Source organism: Streptosporangium sp. LJ11, assembly GCF_051918945.1.
GTDB lineage: Bacteria > Actinomycetota > Actinomycetes > Streptosporangiales > Streptosporangiaceae > Streptosporangium.
On the sequence record NZ_JBPXMB010000003.1, the window covers coordinates 1 to 15,337 of the forward strand.

The following is a 15,337-nucleotide window of genomic DNA, read 5'->3' on the forward strand; positions in this document are numbered from 1 at the left end:
GCTCGTGGGCGGGCGCCCTCCTGGCCGTCGGCGGTACGGTCTTCGTCGCGGCGCCGAGCCTCTACCTCGGCGCGAACCCCAACTTCACCTGGGGCGGCATCCAGGACACCGCCTGGTCGAGTCCCACCCAGACGTTCGGGGCACTGCTGTTCGCCCCCGTCGTCATCGTGCTCATCGACCTTCTGGAGCGCCGCCAGCGCGGCACCGGCCCGTGGCTCCTGCTGGGGATCTTCCTCGTCGTCGTCATGGGGGCGAAGGCGACCTACCTGCCCCTGCTCATCGCCGGGCTCGCGGCGGTGGCCACGGTCCAGGCGGTCAGGAGGCGCCGGTCGATCCGGGCCGCGCTGATCGCCCTGGGGATGGCCACGGCCTGCCTGCTCTACGCCCAGTTCGTGCTGTTCGGCCAGGTGCGGCAGGGAACGATCGTCGACGTCCTCGGGTTCGTGCGGGTGACGTGGGCGGAACTGACCTCGCGGGGGGGAGCGGACGATCTCGCACCGGCCTCCGTGTTCGGCTTCGCCGCGCTGTACCTACTGTGCTGGGCCGTCGCCTGGTGCGGAGCCCTCGGCCTGCTCTGCCGGCGGCGGTTGCTCCTGCGCCCCGCGGTGGTTCTCATGCTGGGCATCGGCGCGGCGGGCCTTGGCGCGGCACTCCTGCTCGGGCACCCCGACCTGAGCCAGCTCTACTTCCTGCGGGGGGCCTACCCCTACCCGGTGATCGTCGCGGTCCACGGGCTCCTCGTCATCCGGAGACGGGCCCGGCTCCCGCTCAGGACGGCCGCGTGCGCGGCCGGTGCCGGGGTGGTCGCCGCGTACCTGATCCCCCTCGCCTGCGGCGTCACGGTCCCCCTCGGCCCGGACCAGGCGGAGATCGCCCTCTACGGGCCGTACGCCGCTCTCTCGCTCATCGTGCTCCTGGCCTCCGCCGGGCTGCTTCTCGCCGGCCGGCGCAGGCTCCGCGTCCTCGCCCTGGTGATGTTCATGCTGGCGGCCGTCGGCCTGCCCGCGGCGGCGCACGCGCGGATTCTCGCGTTCCTGCACGGCGGTTCGTTCGCCTACGGTGCGGCGAAGGGCGGCCCGCACCGTGCGGCGGCCGAGGTGATCCCCGAGGGGACACTGGCCGCGGCGCGCTGGTTGCGCGCCCACTCCGGACCGGACGACCTGGTCGCCACGAACGCGCACTGCCGCTGGGGGCGGGAGAACCCGTGCGACAGCAGCCAGTTCTGGGTGGCCGCCCTGTCCGAACGGCGCGTGCTGGTCGAGGGGTGGACCTACACCTCCGCGAACATGAGCCGTTGGCGTCCGGGGTCCCTGACGGAGTATCTGCCGTTCTGGGACGGTGAACGGATCAGGCTGAACGACGCCGCCTTCCACGCGCCCTCGGCGGCCGCGATCCAGCGCCTGCGCGAGCGCTACCAGGTGCGCTGGCTCCTCGCCGACGAGCGCCGCGCGGGCCGGGCATCGAGGATCGGGGACATCGGGGACTTCGCCGAGCTCCGCTTTCGTTCCGGCGACTACGCCGTCTACCGGATTCCGGACGGATCGGCGTGACCTAAGACTTGCGTAATGGATCGCCAAGGAACGACGGCGCAACACGTGTCGCCCGGTCCTTTCGTTGTTCACTTCGGCCGTGAACGCAACCGACCTGAAGACGATCCCCTTCAACCGAACACACATCTCGGTGAACGAGCTGGATTACCTGGGGGAGGCCGTGCGGCTGCGATCCACCTGCGGGGACGGGCCGTTCACCCGGCGGGCCGCCGAGATCCTCGGAAAGATCACCGGGGCGGGCCAGGTGCTGCTGACCACCTCCTGCACGCACGCGCTGGAGATGTCGGCGATCCTCCTGGACCTCCAGGCCGGCGACGAGGTGATCATGCCGTCGTTCACCTTCATGTCGACGGCCAACGCCTACGCGCTGCGCGGGGCGGTCCCGGTCTTCGTCGACTGCAGGCCCGACACCCTCAACGTGGACGAGCGGCTGATCGAAGCGGCGATCACCGATCGCACGCGGGCCGTCGTGGTCGTCCACTACGCGGGCATCGCGTGCGCGATGGAGGAGATCGCCGAACTCTGCGATCGGCACGGCCTCACCCTCATCGAGGACAACGCCCACGGCCTGGGCGGGTCCTACCGGGGCCGGCCGCTCGGATCGTTCGGCAGCATGGCCGCGCAGAGCTTCCACGAGACGAAGAACGTGCAGTGCGGGGAGGGCGGCGCGCTACTTCTGAACGACGCCGGTCTCGTCGCGCGCGCCGAGGTCATCCGGGAGAAGGGCACCGACCGCAGCCGGTTCTTCCGCGGCCAGGTCGACAAGTACCGGTGGGTCGACATCGGCTCCAGCTACCTGCTGTCCGACGTCCTGGCCTCACAGCTGACCTCGCAGCTGGAGTCGTTCCACGAGATCCAGTCCCGGCGTCACGCCATCTGGTACCGGTACCACGAGGACCTGGCGGACTGGGCGGCCAGGAACGGGATCTCCCAGCCGGCGATCCCGGACGGTTGCACGCATCCGGCGCACCTGTACTACCTGCTGCTCCCGGATCTGGAGAATCGCCAGGCCTTCATCGGCCATCTCCGGAGGGGAGGCGTGCAGGCGACGTTCCACTACCAGCCCCTGCACGCCGCGCCCGCGGGGGCGAGGTTCGGTCGTGTGGCCCCGGGCGGTTGCCCGGTCACGGAGAGGGTCGCCGACCGCCTCGTACGGCTGCCGCTCTACGCCGACCTGGACGAGACCGCCGTGGCGCGAGTGATCGACGCCGTCCGGTCCTACGAGGTGAGCTGATGGCCTGGCACGACGTGATCGAGGCGCGGGCCGTACGGGCCGTGGAGTCGCCGCTGGAATCGGCCCGGTTCGGATGTTCCGTGGAGCGCCTCACCGTCCCCGCCGAGTCCGGGGCACCGTTCTCCGCGGTCCGCGAGGCGCTCCTGGGGTCGGTCGCGGACGTCGTCGTGCTCCGGTATCCGGCCGAACACGTCGGCTGGTTCGCGAAGCTGACCGCGCTCGGCCGGACCGCCGTGTTCGCGGACTCCCTCGTGTACTGGCGCCTGCGCGCGGGAGAGGGGCGCGGGCCCGCTCCGTCGCCCGATCTGCGGACGTCGGAGCCGGTCGGTCCCGCCGCGGTGGAGGCACTGGTCTCCGACATCTTCGGCGCGTACGGGAACCACTACCTGGCCAATCCGCTGTTCGACGCCGTCAAGGCCCTGGCGGGTTACCGGGAATGGGCACTGAGGTCGTCCGCGGAGGGGGAGTGCCTGGCACTGGAGGAGCGAGGCGCGGGAGTGGAGGGGCCCCGCCTGCTCGGGCTGGCCACGTTGGAGGAGGACGGCCCCCGGACGGAGATCCTCCTGGCCGGGGTGATCCCCGGCTCGCAGGGGCGGGGTCTCTACGCCCACCTGCTCAGGGCCGTCGAGGACCGCGCGCTGGCGCGTGGCGCGGCAGAGGTCGTCATCTCCACCCAGGGACACAACACGCGGGTGCAGAGGGCATGGGCGAGGTACGGATTCGAGCCCGTCCAGACCTTCCTCACCGTTCATCTGGTCCGGAGCCGGCTCCTGCGCGCGCGGGAACGCCAGGGCCGCCGGGCCGCTGGGGAAGATCGGCGGTAGACGACCCGACGCGCTCGCGCACCACGTACGTCGGGCGGCCCATGCCGTTTCCGTGAATGCGGCCGATGTACTCGCCGAGGACTCCGATGGACACCAGCTGGGCGGAGGAGAAGAGCGCGACCATCGAGGCGATGGTGGTGAACCCGGCCACCGTGGTGTCGCCCGCGGCGAAACGCCACAGGACGGCGCCCCCCAGCAGCAGGCCGATCACGCCGACGAGGAATCCGAGGTAGCTCGCCGCGCGGAGCGGAGCGGTGCTGTACCCGAGGAGCATGTTCATCGCGTGCCCGACCAGCAGGCGCGGCGTGTAGTTCGACCGCCCGTGGTCGCGCTCGTTCATGCGCACGCCGACGGAGCCCACCTGCGTGGTGGCCCATGACAGGGCCACGTCGATCGACGCGTGCGGGCCGGACAGGTCCTCGAACCCGTCGCGCATGTGCGTGCGCAGGGCACGGAAGGCGCTGATCGTACGCGCGGTGCGGATGCCCAGCGCGCCGGCCATGGCGGCCTTGACCGATCGGGACGCGAGACTCCGCAGGAACCCGTGCTCCTCCTCGTGCGGGACGCCGTACACCAGGTCGAGGCGGTCGCCTTCGAGGGCGGCCAGCAGGAGAGGGATCTGCTCGGGGGGATGTTGCAGGTCGTCGTCCATGGTGACGACGACCTCGAACGCCGCCTCCCTGATGCCGGCGACCAGCGCGTTGTGCTGCCCGTAGTTCCGGGACAGGCGGATCGCCCGGACCGCGTCGACCCGGCGGGCCAGCTCGGCGGCGGTCTCCCACGTGTCGTCCGGGCTTCCGTCGACGACGAGGATCACCTCGTGCGGGACGGACAGCCCGCGAAGGACCGGCATGAGCCTGTCCACCAGCGCCGGAAGGGTCCGCGCTGAGCGGTAACACGGAATAACCACCGACACCGACATTGATCCCCCGCTTATTTCCCGTCGCCTACTACAATCCTGTTTCATCCCAATGTCAGATCATGATCCGGAGCGACCGTCGCATGGTTGAAGTCGAAGGTGGAACCGCCCGTGACAATAATTCGCATTTCGGGCGGCCGGCCGTGATCTCGGCTTTTGCTGGCCACCGCATCACATATCTGCTCGCCGGCGCCATGACGGCCATGGTCTATTACGCTCTCCTCGGCCTAGGATTGCTGGTCGTTGAAGATGACGTCCCTTATCTTTTCCTGGCCGTGGCCGGCCACCTGGTGACCGTGGTGATCGTCTACCCCTGGTACAGGCTGGTGGTCTTCCGCGGCTCCGGGCACTCTTGGCCGGCAGGTTACCTGCGGTTCTACGCGGTCGGGCTGAGCTTCCTCGCGGCGTCCGTCATCGGGGTCCCGCTTCTGGTGGAACACGCCGGGATCTCGATCATGGTGGCCCAGGGGGTGGTGATAGTGATGAGCCCGCCGCTGAGTTATGCGATAAACCGGGCGTGGGTGTTCCGTGAACCGAGGAAAAGTGTTAAAAAGGCAACACCCCGTACGCTCATCGGTAAAGGCGCGAGCCGGTGAAGAGGCATCGATTCCGGATCCCTGTAAAATCGGCCGGACATGTGGTCGCACGGCCATGCGTTCTTCGCGGAAGGACTCAGAGAGCGTTGAAGGCACTCGTTCTGGCGGGCGGCAAGGGAACGAGGCTGCGCCCGCTGACCCATACCTCGGCGAAACAACTGGTCCCGGTCGCCAACAAGCCGGTGCTCTATTACGGGCTTGAGGCGATCCGGCAGGCCGGCATCACCAGCGTGGGCATCGTCGTCGGCGACACGGGCCACGAGATCCGGGACGCCGTGGGCGACGGCTCGCGGTTCGGGCTGGACGTCACGTACATCCCGCAGGAGGCCCCCCTCGGGCTGGCGCACTGCGTCCTGATCGCCAGGGAGTTCCTCGCCGACGAACCGTTCGTGATGTATCTGGGGGACAACTTCCTGGTGGACGGCATCACCGATCTGGTGGACGCCTTCCGCCTGGCCGACCACGACGCGCAGATCCTGCTCACCAGGGTCGCCGAACCGCAGTTCTACGGAGTGGCCGAGATAGGGCCGGGAGGGGAGATCCTCGGGCTGGAGGAGAAGCCCGAGCACCCGCGCAGCGACCTCGCGATCGTCGGGGTCTACATCTTCTCCCCGGCCGTCCACGAGGCGGTCCGGGCGATCACCCCGTCGGCACGCGGCGAGCTGGAGATCACGGACGCCGTCGCGTGGCTCCTCGGCAACGGCTTCCGCGTCCACTCGCATCTCGTCAGCGGCTACTGGAAGGACACCGGGCGCCTCCAGGACATGCTGGAGTGCAACCGCATCGTCCTCGAACGCGTCGAGCCCGACATCAAAGGCACCGTGGACGGCCTGAGTGAGATCACCGGGCGGGTCGTCGTCGAGCCGGGCGCGGTGGTGGAGAACTCGATCCTCCGCGGCCCGATCGTGATCGGCGCGGACACCAAGATCCTCTCCTCCTACGTCGGTCCCTTCACCTCGATCGGCTCCGGCTGCCTGGTCGGCAACGCCGAGATCGAATACTCCATCGTGCTCGACGGCTCCTCCGTGCAGGGCGTCTCGCGCATCGCGCACTCCCTGATCGGGCGCAACGTCGAGGTCAGCCGCGCGGCCGGCGTGTCCAACACCCACGAGCTCATGGTGGGCGACCACAGCAGGATCCAGGTGCGCGCATGAGAGTCCTCGTCACCGGCGGAGCCGGGTTCATCGGGTCCCACTACGCCAGGTCCCTGCTGCTCGGCTCCTGGCCCGGCTGCGAGGACACGCGGGTCACCGTCCTGGACAAGCTCACCTACGCGGGCAACCTCGCCAACCTCGCCCCCCTCGACGGCCACCCCGGTTACGCGTTCGTGCGGGGTGACATCACCGACGCGCGGCTCCTCGCGGACGTCGTCCCCGGCCACGACGTGGTCGTGAACTTCGCGGCGGAGAGCCACGTCGACCGGTCCATCGCGGGCGCGGGCGACTTCGTGACGACGAACGTGCTGGGGACCCAGAGACTTCTCCAGGCCGCGCTGGAGGGCGGGGTCCGCACGGTCCTCCAGGTCTCCACCGACGAGGTGTACGGCTCGATCGAGGAGGGCTCCTGGAGCGAGGGCGAACCTCTGCTGCCGAACTCGCCCTACTCCGCGGCCAAGGCGGGCGGCGACATGCTCTGCCGCGCCTACCACCGCACCCACGGGCTCGACGTCCGGGTGACCCGCTGTTCCAACAACTACGGCCCCTACCAGCATCCCGAGAAGCTGATCCCGCTCTTCGTCACCAACCTCCTCGACGGCGAGAAGGTCCCGCTCTACGGCGACGGGCTCAACGTGCGCGACTGGCTGCACGTCGACGACCACTGCAGGGGCATCCAGACGGTGCTGAGGAAGGGGACGCCCGGTGAGGTCTACAACATCGGCGGCGGCGTCGAGCTGACCAACCGGGAGCTGACCGGGCGGCTGCTGGCCGCGCTCGGCGCGGGATGGGAGGCGGTCGAGCCCGTGGCCGACCGGCTCGGGCACGACCGCCGCTACTCCGTCGACTGGACGAAGATCCGGGCCATCGGCTACGAGCCCCGCAAGGACTTCGGCGACGGCCTGGCCGAGGTGGTCCGGTGGTATCGGGACAACCCTCGGTGGTGGCGCCCGCTCAAGGAGCGGACGCCCTGACACCGGACCCGTGCCACGGGGGCACGGGTCACGGGTCACGGGTCACGGGTTACGGGTTACGCAAGCGTCGCGTCAGTTGGCGTGGAAGACCGGGTCGACCCAGTAGTTCGTCGCCTGGGAGCTGCTCGTCGGGAAGATGTTGTTCGCGTTGTAGGTGTAGACGCCGTTGCCGCCTTCGGCGCCGTTGGCGAGGGCGGTCAGGGAGCCGTTGACGTACGGGGACGTGAAATAGGGGCGGTTCATCGAGTAGTAGCCGGATGTGGTGTGGTACGAGGCGACGTAGGTGGTGCCACCGGTGACGTCGACGGGTTGCGGGAAGTTGGCCTGCTGCCAGCCGGTGGCGGTCTCGCCGGTGAAGGGGGTGCTGGCCAGGAGCTCGCTGTTGCTCGCCCACAGGCTGGCGGTGTGGACCCCGGTGTTCTGCGGGCCCTTGTAGAACCGGATCCCGCTCACCTTCCCGTTCGTCGCCGGCTTGAACTTGACGCCGACGGAGATCCCCTGCGTGTCGGGCTGCGACGGGATGGCGGGCACCGCCACCCTGTCCCACAGGCTGTCCGTCGGGATGAACACGACGTCGACCCAGTAGTTCGTCGACTGGTAGCTGCTCACGGGGAAGGCGTTCGACGCCCCGTAGGTGTAGACGCCGTTGCCACCCGCGGCGCCGCTGGCGAGGGCGGAGAGAGGGCCGTTGGAGTACTGGGAGACGAAGTAGGGGCGGGTTGTCGCGTAGCGGCCGGCCGGAGCGTGGTACGAGGCGACGTAGGTGGTGTTGGCGGTGATCGGCACCGGTGTCGAGAAGGTGACCTGCTGCCAGCCGGAGGCGGTCTCGTCGGTGAAGGTGGCGCTGGCCAGGAGGGCGCCGCCACTCGTCCACAGGCTGCCGACGTGGGTGCCGATGTTCTGCGGGCCCTTGTAGAACCGGATGCCGATCGCGGTCCCGCTCGTCGTCGCCCTGAATTTGACGCCGACGGTGACCCCCTGCGCGTCGGGCTGCGCGGGGACGGCGGGCACCTCCGCGCTGTTCCACAGGCTGTCCGACATGCTCTGGGTGACGGGCGGTGACGTGCTCGGCGCGAAGTGGATCAGGGCCTCGTTGTCGAAGGTGTCACCCCCGAGATAGACGGCGACGATCTCGTGCTCTCCCCCGGAGAGGTCGGAGACCGTGATCCGGGCGGGGGCCGAGCTGTCGTGATAGGCCGAGCCGAGGACGGTCGAGCCGTCCTTGAAGACCACCTCGCCGGCGGGTACGACCGTACCGCTGACCGCCTGCACCGTCGCCGTCAGAGTGACCGGCTCCCCTCTCCACGCGGGGTCGGTGGAGGAGGTCAGGGTGGTGGTGGTCGGCGGGTCGTTCGGCACGGTGACGCGGGTGTGCGGCAGGCTGCCGGTGCCCTGGATGGCGACCGTGCCGTCGAACGCGAAGACGCGGCCGTTGACGTTGGCCCCGCTGCTGATCGTGACTGAGTCCTGCGCCAGGATGTTGCCGCGGAAGGTGCAGTAGGTGCCCAGCGTCGCCGAGCCGTCGATCTGCCAGAAGAGGTTGTCGGCCTGGGCGCCGCGCAGGAGGCTGATGTTGCTGACGTTCGCCGCGTTGAGGGCGGACGCCTGGAAGATGAAGACGGCGTCCGGGTCGCCCTGCGCGTCGAGGGTGAGGGTCCCGTTGATCGAGAAGCTGCCGCTGACGGAGTCGTAGACGCCCGGCCCCCTGGTCGTCCCGCCCAGCTGGGCGGCCACCGTGGCGTCGGGCGTGCGTCCGGCGGCGTCGTCGTAGGCACCGGCCGCGTCGGCCTTGGCCTGCGCCGCGGTGGCGTCTCCCAGGTGTTTGGTCCCCGAGACCGTGCCGGGCGGGAAGCCGCTCGCCGTGGTTCCCGGGCTCACCCCCAGGTCGCCGGTGACCGTCGTGGAGTTCACGTTGGTGATCGCGGCCGCCAGCACCCCGAACGGCGCGGCGTCGCCGATGTCCACCGGATCGGCCGCGCTCGCGCCGGCCGGGGTGCCGGCGACCGCGCCCATCGCGAGGGCGGCCGCCACGGCCGCCTTCAGCAGGACGCGGCCGGCGGCACCCCGCGGGCGGGGCGGGCGGAACCGGAAGAGCGGCCGGCTCCGGGAACCCCCGGTGTCGATCATGGTTGCGGCCGTGCCGGCCGTCTGGTCGAGCGCGTCGCGAACGGGTTTGGACATGCGACACAACTCCTCACTGATCTCGTGATGCGTCAGACGTCCGGAGCGTTCCGTCGCCTGTGATCTGTCATGAATGAAACTTGAGGTCTTTGTCGAGCCTCTATGTGTTTTGTCGTATTAATCACACAGAGGAGACTAAAGGTGGATGTTGAGAAAAATCATCGGAATGTCGTCACGTCGCTGAAAAGGCGTCACGTAACACGCTGACGACTCTGCCGTGGAGGGTGGCGTGCGCGGGCTCGCGTACGTCCAGGAAGAGCGCATGTTGATATGCGGCTGATGAAAAATTTACTCGATAATTCTTCCGGACATTACTTACTTTTCGGCGTTAAAGCGGTATCGATCCTGTTCGAAGGGGCGTCCGGGTGCGGGTGGAAGGTGGCCTGATTTCGTCCGCGCGCGCACCGGCCCACCTGCTGGTCACCCATAATATGTGCATAAAAAGTATAAATGCATATTTGAGATGATTAGGTAATGTTTTAAGGTTTTGGCGCTGTTATCGGTGGTCGGTCCGGTCCCGTGCGCCGTGCTTGAGCAGCCCCGGATTCCGGGCGACACGCCCGGACGGCGGCGGAATCGGTGGTACGGGAAAGCGAGACTCCTACAGTCGAGGTCGGGTCTTAATCCCAAATCGACGGAGGTTCTGCCGTGGGAGAGAAACTGGTTGTGGTCGGCCAGGGATACGTCGGCCTGCCACTTGCGATGGGCGCCGTCACGGCAGGCTTCGACGTCGTGGGAGTCGACCTGGACGAGTGGCGGGTCAAGCGCCTCAACGCCGCCGAGTCCTATGTCGAGGACGTCGGCGACGAGATGCTGTCCCTGGCCCACCGGTCCGGCCGATACCTGGCCAGCGCCGACTACGCCGCCGCCGAGGGGTTCGACGTCTGCGTGATAACCGTGCCGACGCCGTTGCGCGAGGGCGTTCCCGACCTGCGCCACATCGGCGCGGCGGGGGAGTCGATCGCCCCGCTGCTGCGGCGGGGCGTCACGGTGGTCCTGGAGTCCACCACCTATCCGGGGACCACCGAGGAGTATCTGCTGCCGCTGCTGGAGGAGGGCTCGGGACTGCGGGCACCGCAGGACTTCCATCTGGGCTACAGCCCCGAGCGAATCGACCCGGGCAACGAGCACTGGCGCCTGGGGAACACCCCCAAGGTGGTCTCCGGCGTCGACGAGACGTCCCTGGAGCGGATCCGGGCGTTCTACTCGAGGATCGTGGACGAGGTCGTGCCGGTCTCCTCGCCGCAGGTGGCCGAACTGTGCAAGCTGCTGGAGAACACCTTCAGGCACGTCAACATCGCCCTGGTGAACGAGCTGTCGATCTTCGCGCAGCAGCTCGGCATCGACGCCTGGGAGGCCATCGACGCCGCCTCCACCAAGCCGTTCGGCTACATGCGCTTCACCCCGGGGCCCGGCGTCGGCGGGCACTGCCTGCCGATCGACCCGTCGTACCTGTCGTGGAAGGTCAAGCGCAGCCTGGGGCACAACTTCCAGTTCGTGGAGCTGGCCAACGACATCAACGCCCACATGCCGGACCACGTCGTGCGCCGGGTCGGTCTCGCGCTGAACCGGTTGCGCAAGCCGGTCAACGGCAGCCGGGTGCTCGCGCTCGGCCTCGCGTACAAGAAGAACGCCGGAGACTGCCGCGAGTCACCCGCGATCGACGTGGTCAGGGGCCTTCGCAAGCTGGGCGCGGACGTACGGGCCGCCGACCCGCACGTGGACTGCTTCCTGCTGCCGCAGGGCATCGAGATCGTCGCGTTCTCGGAACGGGAACTGGCGAAGGCGGACGCGGTGGTGGTCCTCACCGACCACGACTGCTTCGACTACGGACTCGTCCAGAGGGCGAGCGCCCTCGTCTTCGACACCAGGAACCGCTGCCGGGGACCCAACGTCGAGAGACTCTGACCTCGCGTCGCGGGCGACCGGCCGGTCCCGCCGGCAGGACCCGCGCGTGCGGGCGCGATCCCGGGAGGCGGGCGGCCGACCGGTCGCGCCGGACGTCAGGACCTCATGACGCGGGCGATCAGCTCCTCGACCTGGCCGTTGAGCCTGGCGCCCCGGGGCCATCCGGCGTAGTGGGTGAGGAAGACGACGACCTCGCGGAGCTCGTCGGGGGTGAGGTCGCCGGTCCGCAGCGCCGCGTCGAGCTGGACGTCGACGTCCTCGCCCATGCCCTGGCCGACGAGCAGGCCGACCAGCAGCATGCGCCGGTCGCGGTTCGAGATCCCCTTCCTGGACCACACCTCGGCGAACAGGCTCTCGGCGGTCGCCCCGAAGAGGTCGCCGGGCTCGTTCTCGCCGTGGTCCCAGCTGTGGACCTGTTCCATCGAACACCTCCGTGTGGAGCCCCCCCGGCGGCCGTTCCCTGGCGGGGACGGCCAGTGGAGTCCCTACCCCGCCTGCCCCGCCCCCTCCGGCGCCAAAGAAAGATCTTTTTTCCCCAAAGCTCTTACATGTAGATATATGTCGTACCAGAGATCATCCGGCATTACACGCGCGGACCCCGATCGGCGGTGCGAGGGGAAGGAGAAGCGGAAAGGGGAGAAGCCACGATAATCGGGCTATGCGGTTCGACATCCTCGGTCCCACCCGGATCCGGCTCGACGGCGGGCGCGTGGTCGCCGTGGGCGGGCAGGGGATGCGCGCGCTGCTCGTGATGCTCCTCCTCGACGCGGGGAGGGTGGTGACCACCGAGCGGCTGATCGGCGGCCTGTACGGCGACGATCCGCCCGCGAGCGCCGCCAACGCCCTGCAGTCCCAGGTCTCGCGGTTGCGCAGGACGCTCGGCGTCCAGGAGATGATCGAGTTCCACCCGGCGGGATACCGGATCGCGGCCGGTGCCGACGCCGTCGACGCCCACCGCTTCGAACGGCTCGCCGCCGAAGGCCGCCGGGCCCTGGCCTCCGGCGAGCACGGCAGGGCCGTCGGGCTGCTGGGCGAGGCCCTCTCCCTGTGGCGCGGGCCCGCCCTCGCCGACGTGGGGGAGTCGCCGTTCGCCCGGGCGCCCTCGGCCAGGCTGGAGAGGCTCCGGCTCGACTGCGTGGAGGACCGCGTCCAGGCGGAGCTGGAGCTCGGCCGCCACCGCGAGCTCGTCGCCGAGCTGCAGGAGCTGACCGCGGCCCACCCCTTCAGGGAGCGGCTGCACGGGCAGCTGATGCGTGCCCTGTACAACGCGGGCAGGCGGGCCGAGGCCCTGGAGGTGTACGAGGGGGCCAGACGGATCCTCGGTGAGGAGTTCGGCGTGGACCCGTCGGCGGAACTGGCCGCCGTGCACCTGGCGGTACTCAGAGCCGACCCCGCCCTGACCGGTGCCTCCGGCGACGGCACGGCCGACGTCGCAGCCGGCGGTGCCGCGCCCGTCCGATCGGGTCTGTGGGCCCCGCTGACCAGTTTCGTCGGCAGGGAGGACGAGATGTCCAGGCTCCGCGCGCTGCTCGGCGAGGCGAGACTGGTCACCCTGGTCGGTCCCGGCGGCGCGGGCAAGACCCGGCTGGCCGGTGAGGTCGCCGCGGGGGAGCGGGGCGACGTGTGCTTCGTGGAACTGGCCCCCGTCCTCGGCGAGGGGGAGGCGGCCCAGGCCGTCCTCGGCGCGCTGGGCGTCCGCGACGCCGGCCTGTTCCCCGGCTCCGCCCGCCCGATGCCCGCCCCCCTGGCCAGGCTGGTCGCGGTGCTGGCCGACCGTCCCGTGCTGCTCGTCCTGGACAACTGCGAGCACCTGGTCGCGGAGGTCGCCGAGCTCGCCGACCGCCTGCTCGCCGCCTGCCCGGGGCTGCGCGTCCTGGTCACCAGCAGGGAGGCGCTCGGCATCACCGGAGAGATGATCCACCCGGTCGCGCCGCTGCCGGTGCCGAGGGCGGGCACCGCCGCGGGAGAGGCCCTGGCCTACCCGGCCGTGCGGCTCTTCGCCGACAGGGCGGCGGCGGTGCTTCCGGGCTTCCGCGTCGACGACGCCAACGTCGAGCAGGTGCTGGGCATCTGCCGGGCCCTGGACGGGCTGCCGCTCGCGCTGGAGCTGGCCGCGGCGCGCCTGCGTTCCCTGCCGGTGGCCGAGGTGGCCTCCCGGCTGGACGACCGGTTCCGGTTGCTGTCGCGCGGCAGCCGCACCGCGCTGCCCCGGCACCAGACGCTGCGCGCCGTGGTCGCCTGGAGCTGGGACCTGCTCGACGGCGACGAGCGGTCGCTGGCCGGGCGGCTCACCGTCTTCGTGGGCGGCGCGACGCTGGAGGCGGCCGGGCGGGTGTGCGGGCTGCGCGAGGACGAGGCCGTCGACCTGCTGAGTTCCCTCGCGGAGAAGTCGCTCGTCGAGCGGGTGGGTGAGCGCTACCGGATGCTGGAGACCATCCGCGTGTACTGCGCGGAACGGCTGGCCGAGACCGGCGAGACCGAGGCGCGCCGCGAGGCGCACGCCGCGTACTACGCGGACCTGGTGGCCACGGCGGACTCCCACCTGCGCGACGCCGGGCAGCTGGAGTGGCTGCGGCGGCTGGACGAGGAGCACGACGACCTGCACGCCGCGCTGCGCTGGGCCGTCGACACCGGCAGGACCGGGCTGGGGCTGCGCCTGCTCGCCGGGCTCGCCATGTACTGGTGGCTGCGGGGCCGCCGCTCGGAGGGCGCGGCCATCGCCGCCGACCTGCTCGCCGCGATCGGGCCGGTCCCCGCCGAGGGCGCGACCGGGGCCGCTCCGGCCGGGGGGCCGGCCGGTTCCGCACCGGCGGAGCGCGCGATCGGGCTCGCGCCGTTCGGGGACGTGACGGGGTCCGCTCCGGCGGGGAGCGCGACGGCGGCCGTTCCGGCCGAGGGGATGGAGGAGGAGTACGCCATGTGCGTGCTCGTGGCCTCCTCCGGGGAGACGCGGTCGCCCAGGCATTTCGCCCTTCTGGAGACGATCGTTCAGATCATCCCGCCGATCGACCTGCCGTACCGGTGGCCGTTCCTGGGCATGCTGTGGCCGATGTTCACCGGTCCGCCCGACTTCCTGCCGGAGGAGCCGAAGGTTTTCGTCATCGCCGACCCGTGGCTGCGGGCGCTGTCCCACTTCGGCTACGGCTACTTCTACCGGTACGGCGGCGACGCCGGGAGCGCCGAGCGCTCCTTCGGGGAGGCGCTGGAGCTGTTCCGGTCCCTCGGGGAGCGCTGGGGGAGCGCGCTCACGCTGGCCGAGCTGGCCGGGCTCGCCGACCTGCGGCAGGACAGGGACGCGTCGCGCGCGCTGGGCGGGGAGGCGCTTCGCCTGGCGGAGGAACTCGGGTCGGACGAGGACATCGCGGAGCTCGTCTGCCGTGGGGCCGCGGGGACCGTACGCGACGGCGACCTCGCGACCGCCCACGCCGAGTACCTTCGCGCGATCGACCACGCCCGCCGGGCGGGAGCCCCCGACGTGATGGCCAAGGTCCACCACGGTCTCGCCGAGATCGCCAGGCTTCGCGGGAACCTGGACGAGGCGCTCGACCTCGCCCTCCGGGCCCTGGAGCTGTGCACGCAGGAGTGGTACAGCACCGAGGAGGTCCGGTTGCGCATCATCGTCGACCTGGGCCGGATCACCGCGTCGGGCGGAGACGGCGCCGGGGCGAGGACCTGGTACCGCAGGGCACTGGAACCGGCGCTGCAGCGTTACCCCCTGGTGGCGGGCTCGGCGATCGAGGGGCTGGCGGAGGTCGCGTTGCTGGAGGGCGACGTCAGGAGCGCGGCCCGGCTGCTGGGCGCGGCCGCGGCCCTCTGCGGCACCGCCGCGGCGGACTCCGGCGCCGGTGTCACGCCGGCCGTCCGCGCCCGGATGGGCGACGCCGCGTACGAGGAGGAGTGGCGCGCGGGAACCCGGATGTCGCGGAGCGGGATGCTCGCGATGCTCGCCCCGTGACCCCGGCCTGACGGCCCGGACGACCCCGGCGGCCCGGACGGC

At 70.4% G+C, this 15,337-nt stretch carries 11 protein-coding genes; 8 read left to right on the top strand and 3 right to left on the bottom strand.

Going from position 1 to position 15,337, the window contains the following annotated elements; all coding sequences use genetic code 11:
• From ACTOQ3_RS04845 to ACTOQ3_RS04855, 3 genes are all read left to right on the top strand, one after another.
• Positions 1 to 1,550, top strand: a 1,550-nt coding sequence (locus ACTOQ3_RS04845) for a hypothetical protein (RefSeq protein ID WP_440082191.1), incomplete at its 5' end; no start/stop codon positions are given.
• Positions 1,551 to 1,629: 79 nt separating this feature from the next.
• Complete coding sequence (gene rffA, locus ACTOQ3_RS04850) at positions 1,630 to 2,784, top strand: dTDP-4-amino-4,6-dideoxygalactose transaminase (protein ID WP_440082192.1); 1,155 nt, start codon at positions 1,630 to 1,632, stop codon at positions 2,782 to 2,784.
• Positions 2,784 to 3,608 carry a GNAT family N-acetyltransferase gene (locus tag ACTOQ3_RS04855; RefSeq protein ID WP_440082193.1) on the top strand — a complete coding sequence of 275 codons (825 nt, stop codon included), beginning with the start codon at positions 2,784 to 2,786 and terminating at the stop codon, positions 3,606 to 3,608. Before rffA ends, ACTOQ3_RS04855 begins: the two co-directional genes overlap by 1 nt.
• On the opposite strand, the gene ACTOQ3_RS04860 is transcribed toward ACTOQ3_RS04855, so the two are convergent.
• Positions 3,526 to 4,575, bottom strand: a complete 1,050-nt coding sequence (locus ACTOQ3_RS04860; RefSeq protein WP_440082194.1) for a glycosyltransferase family 2 protein — start codon at positions 4,573 to 4,575, stop codon at positions 3,526 to 3,528. The two genes, ACTOQ3_RS04855 and ACTOQ3_RS04860, sit on opposite strands and share 83 nt — an antisense overlap.
• Before the next feature lie 14 nt (positions 4,576 to 4,589).
• Between ACTOQ3_RS04860 and ACTOQ3_RS04865 the strand changes: the two genes are divergently transcribed.
• The 3 genes from ACTOQ3_RS04865 to rfbB all read left to right on the top strand — a co-directional run bounded on the left by ACTOQ3_RS04865 (position 4,590) and on the right by rfbB (position 7,251).
• Positions 4,590 to 5,123 (top strand): GtrA family protein, encoded by a 534-nt coding sequence (locus tag ACTOQ3_RS04865; RefSeq protein WP_440082195.1) that lies wholly within the window; start codon positions 4,590 to 4,592, stop codon positions 5,121 to 5,123.
• 86 nt (positions 5,124 to 5,209) lie between these two features.
• Positions 5,210 to 6,277: a glucose-1-phosphate thymidylyltransferase gene (locus tag ACTOQ3_RS04870; RefSeq protein ID WP_440082196.1), complete on the top strand. Its 1,068-nt coding sequence runs from the start codon at positions 5,210 to 5,212 to the stop codon at positions 6,275 to 6,277.
• Positions 6,274 to 7,251: a dTDP-glucose 4,6-dehydratase gene (gene rfbB, locus ACTOQ3_RS04875; protein WP_440082197.1), complete on the top strand. Its 978-nt coding sequence runs from the start codon at positions 6,274 to 6,276 to the stop codon at positions 7,249 to 7,251. The genes ACTOQ3_RS04870 and rfbB overlap by 4 nt, the downstream gene beginning before the upstream one ends.
• A 72-nt stretch (positions 7,252 to 7,323) precedes the next feature.
• Here the strand turns inward: rfbB and ACTOQ3_RS04880 are convergent, their stop codons facing one another.
• Positions 7,324 to 9,432 (bottom strand): DUF4082 domain-containing protein, encoded by a 2,109-nt coding sequence (locus ACTOQ3_RS04880; protein WP_440082198.1) that lies wholly within the window; start codon positions 9,430 to 9,432, stop codon positions 7,324 to 7,326.
• A 648-nt stretch (positions 9,433 to 10,080) separates the two neighbouring features.
• Between ACTOQ3_RS04880 and ACTOQ3_RS04885 the strand changes: the two genes are divergently transcribed.
• The gene (locus tag ACTOQ3_RS04885; RefSeq protein ID WP_440082199.1) at positions 10,081 to 11,340 is read left to right on the top strand and encodes a nucleotide sugar dehydrogenase; all 1,260 of its coding nucleotides are present in this window, start codon (positions 10,081 to 10,083) and stop codon (positions 11,338 to 11,340) included.
• Between the two features lie 95 nt (positions 11,341 to 11,435).
• Here ACTOQ3_RS04885 and ACTOQ3_RS04890 read toward each other — a convergent pair whose 3' ends face one another.
• A complete protein-coding gene (locus ACTOQ3_RS04890) occupies positions 11,436 to 11,762 on the bottom strand; it encodes a carboxymuconolactone decarboxylase family protein (RefSeq protein WP_440082200.1) in 327 nt (108 codons plus the stop codon).
• Between the two features lie 236 nt (positions 11,763 to 11,998).
• Between ACTOQ3_RS04890 and ACTOQ3_RS04895 the strand changes: the two genes are divergently transcribed.
• Positions 11,999 to 15,295: a BTAD domain-containing putative transcriptional regulator gene (locus ACTOQ3_RS04895; RefSeq protein WP_440082201.1), complete on the top strand. Its 3,297-nt coding sequence runs from the start codon at positions 11,999 to 12,001 to the stop codon at positions 15,293 to 15,295.
• Positions 15,296 to 15,337 lie beyond the last annotated feature (42 nt).

What these genes read in the sequence shown, in the direction of transcription:
- ACTOQ3_RS04855 (WP_440082193.1), top strand. Translation starts at nt 2,784, where the DNA reads ATGGCCTGGCACGACGTGATCGAGGCGCGGGCCGTACGGGCCGTGGAG.
- ACTOQ3_RS04860 (WP_440082194.1), bottom strand. Translation starts at nt 4,575, where the DNA reads ATGAAACAGGATTGTAGTAGGCGACGGGAAATAAGCGGGGGATCAATG.
- ACTOQ3_RS04865 (WP_440082195.1), top strand. Translation starts at nt 4,590, where the DNA reads ATGATCCGGAGCGACCGTCGCATGGTTGAAGTCGAAGGTGGAACCGCC.
- rfbB (WP_440082197.1), top strand. Translation starts at nt 6,274, where the DNA reads ATGAGAGTCCTCGTCACCGGCGGAGCCGGGTTCATCGGGTCCCACTAC.
- ACTOQ3_RS04880 (WP_440082198.1), bottom strand. Translation starts at nt 9,432, where the DNA reads ATGTCCAAACCCGTTCGCGACGCGCTCGACCAGACGGCCGGCACGGCC.
- ACTOQ3_RS04890 (WP_440082200.1), bottom strand. Translation starts at nt 11,762, where the DNA reads ATGGAACAGGTCCACAGCTGGGACCACGGCGAGAACGAGCCCGGCGAC.
- ACTOQ3_RS04895 (WP_440082201.1), top strand. Translation starts at nt 11,999, where the DNA reads ATGCGGTTCGACATCCTCGGTCCCACCCGGATCCGGCTCGACGGCGGG.